11 protein-coding genes and 2 tRNA genes are annotated in these 14,341 nt (G+C 63.8%); 10 read left to right on the top strand and 3 right to left on the bottom strand.

Translation table 11 applies throughout. The features are described 5' to 3' along the window. Positions 1 to 13 precede the first annotated feature (13 nt). On the bottom strand, positions 14 to 2,665 hold the full coding sequence (gene mutS / locus DFR31_RS01680; RefSeq protein ID WP_121440929.1) for a DNA mismatch repair protein MutS: 2,652 nt from the start codon (positions 2,663 to 2,665) through the stop codon (positions 14 to 16). Between the two features lie 47 nt (positions 2,666 to 2,712). Between mutS and DFR31_RS01675 the strand changes: the two genes are divergently transcribed. From DFR31_RS01675 to DFR31_RS01630, 10 genes are all read left to right on the top strand, one after another. After that, entirely contained in the window at positions 2,713 to 3,216 is a 504-nt protein-coding gene (locus tag DFR31_RS01675; RefSeq protein WP_121440928.1) for a CinA family protein, read from the top strand. Between the two features lie 135 nt (positions 3,217 to 3,351). After that, positions 3,352 to 4,395: a recombinase RecA gene (recA, locus tag DFR31_RS01670; RefSeq protein WP_121440927.1), complete on the top strand. Its 1,044-nt coding sequence runs from the start codon at positions 3,352 to 3,354 to the stop codon at positions 4,393 to 4,395. 8 nt (positions 4,396 to 4,403) lie between these two features. Next, positions 4,404 to 4,862, top strand: coding sequence for a recombination regulator RecX (gene recX, locus DFR31_RS01665; RefSeq protein WP_121440926.1), 459 nt, complete (start codon positions 4,404 to 4,406; stop codon positions 4,860 to 4,862). A gap of 44 nt (positions 4,863 to 4,906) precedes the next feature. Then, entirely contained in the window at positions 4,907 to 7,516 is a 2,610-nt protein-coding gene (gene alaS, locus DFR31_RS01660; protein WP_121440925.1) for an alanine--tRNA ligase, read from the top strand. Positions 7,517 to 7,584: 68 nt separating this feature from the next. After that, positions 7,585 to 8,835 (top strand): aspartate kinase, encoded by a 1,251-nt coding sequence (locus tag DFR31_RS01655; RefSeq protein ID WP_121440924.1) that lies wholly within the window; start codon positions 7,585 to 7,587, stop codon positions 8,833 to 8,835. Positions 8,836 to 8,997: 162 nt separating this feature from the next. Beyond that, on the top strand, positions 8,998 to 9,198 hold the full coding sequence (gene csrA, locus DFR31_RS01650; RefSeq protein ID WP_121440923.1) for a carbon storage regulator CsrA: 201 nt from the start codon (positions 8,998 to 9,000) through the stop codon (positions 9,196 to 9,198). A gap of 89 nt (positions 9,199 to 9,287) precedes the next feature. Further along, positions 9,288 to 9,379 (top strand) — tRNA-Ser (locus DFR31_RS01645). Between the two features lie 46 nt (positions 9,380 to 9,425). Next, positions 9,426 to 9,502 (top strand) — tRNA-Arg (locus DFR31_RS01640). A 295-nt stretch (positions 9,503 to 9,797) separates the two neighbouring features. Further along, positions 9,798 to 10,265 (top strand): NfeD family protein, encoded by a 468-nt coding sequence (locus DFR31_RS01635; RefSeq protein WP_170153560.1) that lies wholly within the window; start codon positions 9,798 to 9,800, stop codon positions 10,263 to 10,265. 41 nt (positions 10,266 to 10,306) lie between these two features. Continuing rightward, positions 10,307 to 11,323, top strand: coding sequence for an SPFH domain-containing protein (locus DFR31_RS01630; RefSeq protein WP_121440921.1), 1,017 nt, complete (start codon positions 10,307 to 10,309; stop codon positions 11,321 to 11,323). A gap of 97 nt (positions 11,324 to 11,420) precedes the next feature. On the opposite strand, the gene DFR31_RS01625 is transcribed toward DFR31_RS01630, so the two are convergent. Then, complete coding sequence (locus DFR31_RS01625; RefSeq protein ID WP_121440920.1) at positions 11,421 to 11,708, bottom strand: sll1863 family stress response protein; 288 nt, start codon at positions 11,706 to 11,708, stop codon at positions 11,421 to 11,423. 143 nt (positions 11,709 to 11,851) lie between these two features. Beyond that, complete coding sequence (locus DFR31_RS01620) at positions 11,852 to 13,870, bottom strand: hypothetical protein (RefSeq protein ID WP_211328217.1); 2,019 nt, start codon at positions 13,868 to 13,870, stop codon at positions 11,852 to 11,854. Between the last annotated feature and the right edge of the window lie 471 nt (positions 13,871 to 14,341).

Raw genomic sequence — 14,341 nt, 5'->3', positions numbered from 1 at the left:
GTCGCGGGCTATTCTAGCGATTCCCGGTCGATACTGCACCGCCCTGTGCGGTTTTGACCTGGTCGTCGGTCAATATTTGTTTCATCTGATAGAGCGATTCCAGGGCCTCCCGTGGGGTCATGCCGTCGGGGTCCAGCTCGGCCAGCGCGGTCTCGACAGGGCTGGGCGAAGGCGGCTCCGGCTCCGGCGTCGGGGTGCTATTGCCGGCTGGCTCGTCGAACAGCGACAGCTGATCCGGCTCTTCCCGTTGGCGGGAGCTCTCCTCTTCCAGGGCGCGCAGCTTTTCCCGTGCGGCCTCCAGGACAGGCTCCGGTACACCGGCGAGCGCGGCCACCTGTAAGCCGTAGCTCTGACTGGCAGGGCCGTCCTTCACGGCGTGCAGAAAGACAATGCGTTCGCCATGCTCCACCGCGTCCAGGTGTACGTTGCAAGCGGTGGAGCACTGCCCCGGCAGGGCGGTCATCTCAAAGTAGTGGGTGGCGAACAGGGTGTAGGCCCGCTGCTCCCGGGCCAGGCGCTCGGCGGCCGCCCAGGCGAGGGCCAGGCCGTCAAAGGTGCTGGTGCCCCGGCCGATTTCGTCCATCAGGACCAGGCTTTGTCCGGTGGCGTTATGCAGGATGTTCGCGGTCTCGGTCATCTCCACCATGAAGGTGGAGCGGCCGCCGGCCAGGTCGTCGGAGGCGCCGATCCGGGTGAAGATGCGGTCTACTGGCCCGAGCCGCGCCTGGCGGGCGGGCACGAAGCTGCCGATATGCGCCATCAGGGTAATCAACGCGACCTGGCGCATGTAGGTGGATTTGCCGCCCATGTTCGGGCCGGTGATGATCAGCATGCGGCGGCGCTCATCCAGCGCCAGGTCGTTGGGCACAAAGGGCCCGTCCAGGCTGTGTTCCACCACCGGGTGGCGACCGGCCTCGATTCGCAGGCCCGGCCCGGTCTGCAGCTCCGGCTGACAGTAATCGAGGGTGCGGGCGCGCTCGGCGAAGGCCGCGAGGGTATCCAGTTCCGCCAGCGCGCTTGCGGTGTCCTGCAGCGGGGCCAGGTCCTCGGCCAGCTGCTGCAGCAGTGCCTCATAAAGGGCCTTTTCCCGGGCCAGTGCCTTCTCGCGGGCAGACAGCACCTTGTCCTCAAAGGCCTTGAGTTCCGGGAGGATATAGCGCTCGACGCTCTTCAGGGTCTGCCGCCGGATGTACTCGTCGGGCACCAGTTCGGCCTGGGCCCGGGTAACCTCGATGTAGTAGCCGTGGACCCGGTTGTAGCCCACCTTCAGAGTGCTGATGCCTGTCCGTTCCCGCTCTCGGACTTCGAGATCCACCAGGTAGTTATCGGCGTTTTCTGAAAGCCCTCTGAGCTCGTCGAGGGCCTCGTCGTAGCCATCGGCGATCACCCCGCCGTCACGGATCACCACCGGCGGCTGCTCCACCACCGCACGGCGCAACAAGGTGAGCGTCTGCGGGTGCTCGCCGATCTGTCCGGCCAGCGCCTGCAGCCGGGGTGCAGATGCCGGGGCGAGCACGCCCTGGATGGCAGGTAGGCGGCCCAGCGATTCCCGCAGACCGGTCAGGTCCCGCGGCCGGGCACTGCCCAGGGCAACCCGGGCGAGGATGCGTTCCATGTCGGCAATCCCTTTCAGCGGGGCCCGGACTTCATCCACAAGCCGATCGTCGAGTAGTGCCGCAACGGCTTGGTGGCGGCCGGAGAGGGTAGCCCGGTCGCGCAGCGGGCGATTGAGCCAGCGCCGTAGCAGGCGACTGCCCATCGCGCTGACCGTGCTGTCCAGTACCCAGGCGAGGGTGTGCTCGGTACCGCCCCCGAGGTTGCGCTCCAGTTCCAGGTTTCTGCGGCTGGCCGCGTCAATGACAATGGCCTGATCGCCATGCTCCACCTGCAACCCACGGATATGGGGGAGGGCAGAGCGCTGGGTTTCCTGTACGTATTGCAGCAGGGCCCCGGCTGCAGCGATGCCCGCCGGATGCTCCTGGCAGCCGAACCCGGTGAGGTCGCGCGTCCCGAACTGGTCGGTGAGCAGGCCCTCTGCGGTCTCCGGGTCGAAGTGCCAGGGCGGACGGCGGGCCAGGCCGGCCCGCCCGACAATCCCAGCCGGCGGTTCCAGGCTCTCATCCAGGAGCAGTTCCGCCGGGTGCAGCCGTTCCAGGTCAGCGGTAAGTCCCTGTTCATCCGCCGGTTCGGTGACGCTGAACCGGCCGCTGGAAAGCTCCAGGCTGGCCAGGCCCCAGCGCCCCTCCAGCCGGGTCACCGCAGCCAGGATGTTGCTCTGCCGTTCGTCCAGCAGCGCCTCGTCGGTGAGGGTGCCCGGGGTGACGATGCGCACCACCTGGCGCTCCACCGGGCCTTTACTGGTGTTGGGGTCGCCGATCTGTTCGCAGATCGCCACCGACTCGCCGCGGCGCACCAGGCGCGCCAGGTAGCCCTCGACGGCGTGTACCGGCACCCCGGCCATGGGTATCGGCGCGCCGCCGGACTCTCCCCGGGTGGTCAGGGTGATGTCCAGCAATTGCGCGGCCCGCTGGGCATCCTCGTAGAATAGCTCGTAGAAGTCGCCCATCCGGTAAAAGAGCAGGATGTCCGGGTACTCGGCCTTGATGCGGAGGAACTGACGCATCATCGGGGTGTGCCGTTTTTCCTGGGGGCTGGACTGGGCCATGTCGGGTGATCCGCTCCATTCGTTTCTGGGGACTCGGGAGGGCGTTCATGCTAAACGATGACGCGGCGCTGGCGGAACGGGCAAAGTGCCTGGGCGAGCGCTTGCTGGCCGCGGGCTGCCGCCTGGCGACGGCTGAATCCTGCACCGGCGGTTGGATTGCGAAGGTGATTACGGATTTGCAGGGAAGCTCTCGGTGGTTTGAACGGGGCTGGGTGGTCTATTCCAACGCGGCGAAGGCATCAGAGCTGGCGGTGCCGGAGGTGCTGCTGGCCGACCATGGCGCGGTGAGCGCGGAAGTGGTCGAGGCGCTGGCCGCCGGCGCGCAGCAGCGCTCCGGGGCCGAGTGCTCCTTGGCCGTCAGTGGCGTCGCTGGCCCGGACGGCGGCACCGCGGAAAAACCGGTGGGGCTGGTCTGGTTGGCCTGGGGGCTGCCCGGCGGGCGCATTGAAGCACAACGCTGGCACTTCAAGGGGGACCGCGAAGCGGTCCGTCGGCAAGCGGTTGCCGTGGCCCTGGAGGGGCTGCTCGAGCGCCTGGATGAGGGCCCATAGCACCGCCCCGCGGGTGGGATTTCCCGAGGGCAAGGGTGCGGACCCGGTGCCATATATGGAATAATGATCGGCCTTTACGTCCGGCGCTGGTTGCGGCGGGCACCTGTTTTGTGAACCGGTTCACGAGGTCGGTACATGGACGAAAATCGCAAGAAGGCACTGGGTGCAGCCCTGGGCCAGATTGAGCGGCAGTTCGGCAAGGGCGCGGTAATGCGCATGGGCGATGCGCGCGCCGTGCGGGGCGACGTGGAGGCCATCTCCACCGGCTCGCTGCAGCTGGACATCGCGCTTGGCGTGGGCGGTCTCCCGAAAGGACGCGTGGTGGAGATCTACGGCCCGGAGTCATCCGGCAAGACCACTCTGACGTTGCATGCCATCGCCGAGGCGCAGAAGGCGGGCGGCACCGCGGCCTTCGTGGACGCCGAGCACGCGTTGGACCCCGATTACGCGGAGAAGTTGGGGGTCAACCTGGACGACCTGTTGGTCTCCCAGCCGGACACCGGTGAGCAGGCGCTGGAAATCGCCGATATGCTGGTCCGCTCCGGGGCGGTGGACGTGGTGGTGGTGGACTCCGTCGCCGCGCTGACACCCAAGGCGGAGATCGAAGGCGAAATGGGCGACTCCCATGTGGGGCTGCAGGCCCGACTGATGTCGCAGGCCCTGCGGAAACTCACCGCGAACATCAAGCGCTCCAACACGCTGGTCATCTTCATCAACCAGATCCGCATGAAGATCGGCGTGATGTTCGGCAGCCCCGAGACCACCACCGGTGGCAACGCGCTCAAGTTCTACAGCTCCGTGCGCATGGACATCCGCCGCCTGGGCGCGATCAAGAAGGGGGACGAGGTGCTCGGTAACGAGACCCGCGTCAAGGTGGTCAAGAACAAGATGGCCCCGCCCTTCAAGCAGGCGGAGTTCGAGATCCTCTATGGCCAAGGCATCTCCCGCGAGGGTGAGCTGATCGACCTGGGCGTCAAGGAAGGCCTGATCGAGAAGGCCGGGGCCTGGTACAGCTACAACGGCGACCGTATCGGCCAGGGCAAGGACAACGTCCGCAACTACCTGAAGGAGCACCCGGAGCTGTCGGCGGAGTTGGAAAAGAAAATTCGCGACAAGCTACTGCCCGGCCGTGCTCAGCAGACCGAGAGCGCGGGGGCCGATAGCGGTCAGGAGGCCTGAGCTCGGCCGTGGAGACGGAGGCAGACGTCCGGGACCAGGCGATTCGCCTGCTCGCGCGGCGGGAGCATGCGGCGCGGGAGCTACGTTTTAAACTGACGCAGAGGGGCGCCGCAGAGGCCTTGGCGGATGCGGTCATCGCTGAGTTGGCCCGCGAGGGCCTGCAAAGCGATGCCCGGTACGCCGAAAGCTGGGTGCGCCACCGGGTGGAGCAGGGTTTTGGCCCGGTTCGTATCCGCGCAGAGCTGCGCGAGCGGGGTGTGGCGGATGAACTCGCCGGGCCGGCGCTCGCGGATGCGGAACGCACCATTGATTGGGGCGAGCAGGCGTACCGGGCCTGGGCCCGCAGGTTCAGCGTGCCACCGGAAGACATGAAGGAACGCGCCCGTCAGCAGCGCTACCTGGAACGGAGGGGGTTCGCGGCCGGACATATCCGACAGGCGATGTCGACGGCTCAGCAGCCCGATTAGGTAACCACCGGCCCCGGGCCGGCCCAACGGATAACGGCAAGTACATGCAGAGCAGCGCAGACATCCGCAAAGCCTTCCTGGATTTCTTCGAGCAAAGGGGGCACACCGTTGTGCCCAGTAGCCCCCTGGTGCCCGGCAATGATCCGACGCTGCTGTTCACCAACGCCGGCATGGTGCCCTTTAAAGAGCTTTTCCTGGGTAAGGAGCAGCGCGGCTACACGCGGGCTTGTAGCAGCCAGCGTTGTGTCCGCGCCGGGGGTAAGCATAACGACCTCGACAACGTCGGTTACACCGCCCGGCACCATACCTTTTTCGAGATGCTGGGCAACTTCAGCTTCGGCGATTACTTTAAGCGCGAAGCCATTGAATACGCTTGGGAATTCCTCACCAAGACCATCGGTCTGCCGCCCGAAAAGCTGTGGGTGACCGTGTACGAGGAAGACGACGAGGCGGCGGACATCTGGCTGAACGAGATCGGTGTGGACCCGGAGCGTTTCGGCCGGATTGGTGCCGCCGACAACTTCTGGTCCATGGGGGACACCGGCCCCTGTGGCCCGTGCTCCGAGATCTTCTACGATCACGGCCCCGAGGTCCCGGGCGGCCCACCCGGCAGTCCGGACGAGGACGGGGACCGCTACGTGGAGATCTGGAACCTGGTCTTCATGCAGTACGACCGGGATGCCGATGGCAATTTCGCGCCGCTACCCATGCCCTGTGTAGACACCGGTATGGGGCTGGAGCGCCTCGCAGCGGTGGTGCAGGGGGTGCACTCGAACTTTCAGATCGACCTCTTCCAGCGCCTGATAGACGCGGCCGCCGAGTTGGCCGGTATGCCGGAGTCGCGGGACCATGCCTCCCTCAAGGTGATCGCCGATCACATCCGCGCCTGCGCCTTCCTGATCACTGATGGCGTTGTGCCCGCCAACGACGGACGGGGCTACGTGCTCCGGCGGATCATTCGTCGGGCCGTCCGTCACGGCTACAAGCTGGGCATCGAAGAGCCGTTCTTCCACCGGTTGGTGCAACCCTTGGCCAACGAGATGGGCGAGGCTTTCCCGGAACTGCCCGAGCGCCAGGCGCTGGTGGAGCGGTTGCTGCTTCAGGAGGAGCAGCGCTTCCGCGAGACCCTGGAACAGGGCCTTAAGCTGCTCGAGGAGGACCTCAAACAGCTGAAAGGGAAAGAGATTCCAGGGGAAACGGTGTTCAAGCTGTCCGATACCTACGGCTTCCCGGTGGACCTCACCGCCGATATCGCCCGCGAGCGGGATCTCACCCTGGATATGGCGGGCTTTGAGGCCTGCATGGCGGCACAAAGGGAGCGCGCACGCGCCCACAGCCAGTTCAAGGCGCAGCAGGGCGAAGGGGAAGCGTTTGAAGGTAAGTCGCACTTTATAGGCTACGATCATTTAGAGGGCCACGGGAAAGTGCTGGCCTTGTTCAAGGATGGCCGGAGCGTGCAGACACTGGTGGCGGGCGACGAAGGCATGGTCATTCTGGACCAGACCCCGTTTTATGCGGAATCGGGTGGTCAGGTGGGCGATCAAGGCGTCCTGATCACGGCCGACGGCAACGGCTTCGAGGTGCGCGATACTTTGAAGCAGGGGGAGGGGCATGGCCACCTGGGTGTATTAAAGGACGGCCAAATCCGTGTCGGTGAAACGCTGCAGGCCCGGGTGGACGCGGAGACCCGTTGGTCCACCGCACTCAACCACTCGGCCACCCACTTGCTGCACGCAGCGCTGCGCCGGGTGCTCGGCACCCACGTGCAACAGAAGGGCTCCCTGGTTGCACCCGACCGGCTGCGGTTCGACTTCTCGCATTACGAGGCGCCCTCCCAGGAGCAGCTGGAGGATATTGAGCGCATCATCAACGACGAGGTCCGTGCCAACCGTAAGGCCGATATAGCGCACATGGCCTACGATGAGGCCATCGAGTCCGGCGCTATGGCGCTGTTCGGAGAGAAATACGGCGACGAAGTCCGTGTGCTCAGCTTCGGTGACTTCTCCGTCGAGCTTTGTGGCGGAACGCATGTGGGCCGTACCGGCGATATCGGCTTCTGCAAGATAACCAGTGAGACCGGCGTAGCAGGCGGGGTGCGGCGGGTCGAGGCCATCACCGGCGATCGCGCCGTGATGGCGGTCCAGAAGCAGGAGCAACGCCTTCAGCATATTGCCGATGCCGTGAAGTCCAGCCCGGAAAATGCCGAAGTCCGTGTCGCCCAGCTTGTGGACCGGCTCAAGAGCCAGGAGAAGGAACTCGAGAGGCTCAAGCAGAAGCTGGCAAGCCAGGCCGGTAGCGACCTCGCCGGGCAGGCGGTAGACGTGGACGGGATCAAAGTGGTGGCCGCCCGCGTGGACGCAGACAACAAGGCGCTGCGTGACACCGTGGACCAGCTGCGCAATAAGCTGGGGAGTGCGGTGATCGTGCTGGGCGCGGTAGCCGGTGACAAGGTGCGGCTGGTCGCTGGCGTAAGCAAGGACTGCACGAACCGTATCAAGGCCGGTGACCTGGTGCGCCAGGTGGCGGAGCAGGTTGGCGGTAAAGGTGGCGGGCGCCCCGATTTCGCGCAGGCGGGCGGTGAGCAGCCGGAGCACTTGGAACAAGCACTTAGCAACGTTGAGCCCCTGGTCCGCAAGGAGCTTGGCCTCGATTGACGGTTGTGGTCAGGTTTTCAAACCAGGTAGTTTTGTAGTTTAATTACCCTTTTGCGAAAACCGAGAATATGGCACTGATCGTACAAAAATACGGTGGGACCTCCGTAGGGACCACCGAACGCATCAAGAACGTAGCCCGCAAGGTCAAGGCGTCGCGGGATAAAGGGGACGACGTGGTGGTCGTGGTCTCCGCCATGAGCGGCGAGACGAACCGACTACTGGCGTTGGCCGAAGAACTCGCGCCGAACCCGCCGGCCCGCGAGGTGGATGTGCTGGTCTCCACCGGCGAGCAGGTGACCATCGCGCTGCTGACCATGGCGTTGGAGCAACTGGGCGCCCCGGCGCGCTGCTACACCGGGCCGCAGGTACGCATCCTGACCGACAGCGCCCACAGCCGCGCCCGAATCCTCGACATCGACGCGAAGCAGATTAATGAGGATCTGCAACTCGGACGGGTCGTCGTGGTAGCCGGCTTCCAGGGCGTCGACGAGTCCGGCGCGATCACTACCTTGGGGCGCGGTGGTTCAGACACCACGGCTGTTGCCATTGCCGCCGCGCTGAAGGCCGATGAATGTCAGATCTACACTGACGTGGACGGCGTTTACACGACCGACCCGCGGGTCGTGCCGAAGGCGCGCCGGCTGGAACGCATCACCGTCGAGGAGATGCTGGAACTGGCCAGCCTGGGCTCGAAGGTCTTGCAAATCCGTTCAGTCGAGTTTGCGGGTAAATACAAGGTGCCGCTGCGCGTGCTTTCCAGTTTCAAGGAAGGCCCTGGCACGCTGATCACCTACGAGGAAAATCCGATGGAAGAACCGCTGATCTCCGGCATTGCCTTTAACCGTGACGAAGCCAAGCTGACCGTGCTTGGAGCGCCGGACGTCCCCGGCATTGCCGCCAGCATCCTGGGCCCGATCTCCGAGGCGGGGATCGAGGTGGACATGATTATCCAGAACGTCAGCACCTCCGGCGCCACGGACTTCACCTTCACCGTACACAAGCGCGATTACGAGAAGGCGCTGGGGATCCTGGAGGGGAACAAGGAAAAGCTCGGCGCCCGCGAGATCTACGGCGACCCGAAGATCGTCAAGCTGTCGCTGGTGGGCGTGGGGATGCGCTCTCACGCTGGTGTGGCAAGCACCATGTTCAAGGCGTTGTCTGCCGAGGGGATCAACATCCAGATGATCTCCACCTCCGAGATCAAGATCTCCACGGTGGTGGATGAAAAATACCTTGAGCTTGGTGTGCGTACGCTCCACACCGCGTTCGGCCTGGATGACGAGAACGCCCCGGTGGAAGCCGAGGACGAGAAGGCCTGAACTTTCTGGGCATATAGCACTCACAAGTGTGAGCACATTGGTGAACTCCGCGGGCAAATGGCCCCCGGGAAACTAGACTACAAAAGGGAAGGGGCGGGTTGCTGTGCCGCCCCACACCCGAATTGCCCATGAACGGGCAGAGATTGCTGCGAGGGTAAGCACATGTTGATTCTCACTCGGCGCGTTGGTGAGACGCTGATGATTGGCGACGACGTCAGCGTCACCGTGCTCGGTGTCAAGGGCAACCAGGTGCGTATTGGCGTGAATGCGCCGCGTGATGTGTCGGTGCATCGTGAAGAGATTTACGACCGTATTCGGCACGAGAAAGAGGAAGGGCAGGAGGGCAAAGGCGGTTCTGAATAATCCGGCGTTTGCCCTTTACGTTACCCACTCTTTCACGTAGAGTATGCACCCGTTGCGGCGGCTAGGTTAAGTCGCCCAGCACGAGTTCCGGAGAGATGGCCGAGTGGCTGAAGGCGCTCCCCTGCTAAGGGAGTATGGGCTTAAACGCCCATCGAGGGTTCGAATCCCTCTCTCTCCGCCAGGCATTGACAAGGCCTTTAGCGGTAGGCAAAATACGCGCTCTTTCAGCGCCCGTAGCTCAACTGGATAGAGCACCTGACTACGGATCAGGAGGTTGGGAGTTCGAATCTTCCCGGGCGCGCCATACAAACAAGGGGTTAGGTCATTTGGCCTAACCCCTTTGTTTTTGGGGGGGCCTGCAAGGCCCTTCGCGACACCAGGGCAGGTTGCTTGCCTATCCCCTCCAAACGCTTACGTCACCGAGCCTCCCCCCAATCCAGCCTCTCTGTTAACAGGCTCGAACACCGACCAGCCGTCTGGCGGCGTCCTCTGACTCGACCCCCGGCCTGCTAGAGCGGCGCAAATCACCGTATCATTAAGGACTCGCCAATGAGCAGGCGCGGGGTTGGCGGCACTGAACTTTTGGAAGGAGGATGGACATGGAGTTTCTGTCAGAGGTGGCCGCATGGCAGGTCTGGGTTGCACTGGCCCTATTAATACTGGCCGGCGATCTGCTGTTGTTCGGTGGGGCGCTGTCGGCCGGGGGCGGTATTTTGCCGATTCTCGCCGGGGGTGCGGTTGGCGCCTTTGTGGCCACGCTGCTAGGCCTTGGTTTTGTCGGCCAGCTCGCCGGGGTATCAATCGGCATGGGGGTGGCGGCGGGGTTGTTCCTTTGGCTCGGCCGCGCCTGGACAGGGCGGTCGGAGCGGAATGCCCCCGCGGACGATCGCATCACTGGTAAGGCTCACCAAGTAATTGAGCACAATGGGCAACTGGGCGTGCGGCTGCTGGGCGACTTTTTCCCAATAGAGACCCAGGGAACGGAGGTGTCTGAAGGGGACACGGTAGAAGTGATCGAGTTTCAGGGTATCCGGGCGGTAGTGCGCCGCACGGATCCCGAGGCCTGATCGGACCACTTTCAACATAGACACGCAGAAGGGAGCATTCCATGGAAGACATCGCTGGCATTGTTATCGTCGCCATCGTAGTGGCGCTCGTCGGGATCTTTCTCAAGCTGGGCATTGTTTTGGTGCCGCAGCGGCGGAGCATGGTCATCGAGCGGTTGGGCAAGTACCACCGAATGCTCACGCCGGGGCTGAACCTCATCATCCCGTTCATTGACCAGCCGCGGGCGATCACGATCCTGCGTTACCAGAACGGTCAGCCCATCGTGACCACTGAGCGGCGAATCGACATGCGCGAGATTGTGCTCGACTTTCCCTCGCAGGCGGCGATCACCCAGGACAATGTGGGTGTACAGATCGACGGGGTACTCTACTACCAGATCGTGGACCCGCAGGCGGCCGTGTACGGCACCGAGAACCTGGTGCTCGCAATCCAGACTCTGGCGCAGACCTCGCTGCGCTCCGAGATCGGCACCATGGAGTTGGACAAGATCTTCGAGTCCCGCCAGGAGATCAATGACCGGCTGCAGGTCACCATGGACGAGGCCGGCAACAAGTGGGGGCTGAAGGTGAACCGGGTCGAGATCCGGGACATTGACATGCCCAATGACATCCGCCAGGCCATGAACCAGCAGATGGTCGCCGAGCGCAACCGCCGCGCCACCGTCCGTGAGGCCGAGGGATACAAGCAGGCGGAGATCCTCAAGGCCGAGGGCGACAAGGAGTCCGCCATCCTCAACGCGCAGGGTGAGCGGGACGCTGCTATCGCCAACGCCGAGGGGGAAAAGCAGGCGGCTATTCTCACCGCACAGGGCGAGGCGCAGGCGATCCAGAACGTTATGGAGGCCATTGCCGACAAGGCCGCCCCGCAGAAGGCCATCGAGTACCTGATTGCCCAGCGCTACATCGAGATGTTGCCGGATATGGCCAAGCAGGGTGACCGGGTGTTCGTCCCGATGGAAGGCACCGCACTGATGAGTTCGGTGGGCGGTATGCGCGAGTTGTTCGGCCCGGCTGCTGTCGGGGCAATGGACGCGCAGGGCACCGCCAAATCATCCTGATAGGCGCCTGAAAGTGGGGCCGGTACCGACGAGCGCCACTCTCACGCGGTATGCGGCGCTGGCCCATCTTCAGTGATGGGCCAGCGGCAGTAGGGCGTTACCGGAAGCGGTTCATCGCGTTTCGGAATGCCTCTGAAACGTCATCCCAGGCTTTCTCCATTCCGGCGCGCATCTCCCGCCAGGCCTCCTCACTGGAGGCCTGGACCTCCTTGAGCTTCTCCTCCGCGTGATCGCGCTGCTTCCGCAGCTCCCGCAATTGCTCTTCGTACCGGATCTTCGCGTCCGCCTCGGCCTGTCGCGCCTTGGCCTGCAATTTACTGATGTCGGCGTTCCACTCATCAAGCCGGGCTTTCATCTTCTCGACGTATTCATTTTTGTCGCTCATCAGCAGCTCCGCTCAAGGGTTTCACTTCATGCTGGCAGGTTTAGCACGACTTGCAACGGCCGGCCAGCACGCCGCGCCACGACCCATAGCCGCTTAAGCAGGATGCTTACGGATGGCGGGGTGGGGTACCCGCTGGAGGACTGCTACGCCGGGTTTGCCTGCAGGCCACCGCCCTGCAGGCGGTCGGCCCCCCAACTGCGCAGCAGGTAGCCGGTGACCTCGTCCAGCTCCTCCTGCGTGATTCGGGCCAACTCCCCCCGCTCCAGCGGGTCGTAATGGAAGATATAAAGCCGCGACGCAAACTGGGCGAAGGGCAGGGAGGCCTCGCCGTAGAACTCGCCATTGCCGGAGGTGCTGACGGCCACGCCGTCACCCCAATCCTGCCCGCTGTCATTGTTGGGGTTGTAGAAGTACACGCGCATTACGTTGAATGGGTCCAGCGCCACCCTGAGAATGGTGATGGCATGCCAGCCAATGAATCGCGCGGCGCTGTCGGTTACCGCGATGCCGGCCGGTTGCGGATGGATAATGGGCTGATTGCCGTTGTAGTAGGGGTGATAGGCCGCATAAAAGTGGCGCAGAAAGTCCTCCAGTTCCACGATATGGCCAGAAGCCACGTCCACGTTTATGCGGAAGCCGCGGCCCGCCCACCAACCGTGGAACTCCGGGTTGACCCAGCGGTGGGGATCACCCTCTCGACTGGCGCAGCGGCGGCCCATCTCCGCGTAAATGCGGTCCAGGTGGGGCACTACCAGTAGCGAGACCGGGTCCAGATCCATGGGCAGTTCCCCGGCCAGCCCGGCGACGCTTTCGCGCGAGGAGATCGGTTGCCCCTCGAAGTGCATGATGATCTCGTCGTCACGCGCCGCCCAGGCCACCATCTGCAGCAGGTAGTCCGGGTCGTTGTAAGCCCACATGGACAATGCCCGGGCCGACTGACAAGTCGGGTTGTTGCCCTGACCCACGCCCAACGGCTGCCCGAGCAGGCACAGCACGCCTTCCAATAGCCGGGCGGATGGCGCCACTGCGTCCCCGGTGGCCAAGCGGAGCCGTTCCTCCGACCAGGGGGAGAGCCGCAGCGCCAGTTGCCGCCATAGCGCCGGCGCTACTGGTGGTTGGTAGAGGATGCCCCGTTCCAGCATCAGCGCCAAGCCATAGACCGCCTGTGCGGTTTCTGCATGCACGGCCTCATCGATCAGGTGCCGGACCAGGTCGGAGTAGCAGAGCATGCAGTCCCGGCCGGTCGAGGAGAGCCCCAGGGCCTCGGCCACCAGGTGGTCACCCTGGGCGAGCAGATGGCGCATCAGTACGGTGTGGTAGGGCGAAACCAGCCCGGTGTCGTGCATGGCCCGTGCAAAGCCAATGGCCTCGGATTGGAGGGTGCTGCCATCCATGCTCAGAAGACGCTGCCGGTACACCTCCAGCCCCGGGTCCTCGCGACAGCCCTGGGTTGGCCCGTAGAGGCTGCTGACCAGTCGCTCCGTGCCTTGACCCGCCACTCCCAGGTCAATCTCGGGGTTGGCGCGACAGACCGCGATCTGAGTGACCATGCGCTTGACGGCCGCTGTCTGTATTGGGCGCTGTTGTAATATCCGCCAGATCTCATCGATGAGCTGGTCAATGACATGCTCGTAGCCGATACGGTCTGCCAGGTGGGCCAGCAACGCACGCGGGATTTCTGCTAGCCGCCCTTGGTTCACCCGCTCGCTTTCACTCGGGGCCGTGAACAGGTAGTTCAGGTTCAGGGCTAGCACCTGGGTCAGAAAGTGGTGCGCCTGTTCGGCGGAAAGAGTGGGATGCACATAGGCACCAACGGCAACGGCAGCCATCCGCAACTCGCTCAGTGCTTCTATAACCACCGTGGTCGCATCGGCGCTGCCCAGCGCATAGGTCGAAAGAGTGGGCAACAGGATTTCCGGCGTGGCCCAATCTGAGCCCTGGAATACCCCGGCCATCTCCAGTGGCGCGCTGCGGGCCTCGATGGCCGCACAACCGCCCAAATGGAGCATCATCCTTCGGCAAATGTCGACCACCTGGGGCAGGTGCGCGGCCTTGGTCGCCTCCGGGGAGTCCGCCAGGGCTGCCACCGCCTCGTCCAGCTGCTGTGACAATGTTTCCAGTCGTTGTTCTGATGTCATGCCGGTCCCATCACGCTCGCTCACACCCACTTCCTGTCTGTCCCATTGGTCACTGATGCCTGAAGGTAACCGATTTGATAGCACCCGCCGACGGCACCGTCGCCCCGAAGCGCGGGATGGCAATGGTCGCACTTTTTGATCGGCTCGATGGCACTCATGCTCCACCCCAGCAGGGCTGCAAAGCCGTTTGTCGGCCCGGCTTCCATAGGGGGCAGTCTCCTAGGCGGCGCGGGTTAGGGGAGGCCGTAGCGGCAGAAAGTGAGTTAATGCACGTCTCCATGACTATACCTTAGTAGAGACCGCTGTGACGCTATTTACCGTGCAAGGAATGGGGAGGGACCGAAGGTCAGCCCGCGCCGACACAAACTGTCGCATATATGCGTTTTTATTGCTGTGTGGCACATTATGCGAAAGGCATGGCGCAGCGTGAGGTTTTACCTTTTGCGTGGTCTAACCTGAAGACCAGAGCGCCTGTTGTGGTTTTTGCGGAGGAGC

Origin of the sequence: Alkalispirillum mobile (assembly GCF_003664325.1) — a bacterium.
Classification (GTDB): domain Bacteria; phylum Pseudomonadota; class Gammaproteobacteria; order Nitrococcales; family Halorhodospiraceae; genus Alkalilimnicola; species Alkalilimnicola mobilis.
This window is presented reverse-complemented; position numbering and strand designations above follow the sequence as displayed.